This is a genomic window from Xanthovirga aplysinae (assembly GCF_009711365.1).
In the GTDB taxonomy this organism is placed as follows: Bacteria; Bacteroidota; Bacteroidia; order Cytophagales; family Cyclobacteriaceae; genus Xanthovirga; species Xanthovirga aplysinae.
In genome coordinates this window covers 1-300 of record NZ_SMMB01000391.1, presented here as the reverse complement: position 1 = coordinate 300, position 300 = coordinate 1, and positions in this window count along the sequence as shown.

Sequence of the window (300 nt, the reverse complement as noted above, 5' to 3'; positions counted from 1 at the left end):
TTTTCAAATCTAATTTTCTTTTCACATAAAATCTTCCGCACCCTTGTACTATTATAATGGATTCTATTAGAGAATATATTTCTTACAACTTCTTATTTATAACTCTTCCCTAGATACACTGAACTTCCGGATCCAATTGTAATGCACCTGCCTTTTTTAGTAAGTCTTTAGTATTAATGGCTTTAGAGATTATCAAAAGAATGTGATAAATCCTTCAGCTTTCAATATTGAGGGAGAGCATTACCAATCCTGTTTTACCTAGAAGGTCAAGAGAATAAAATTATTAAAATTCAAAAAAAT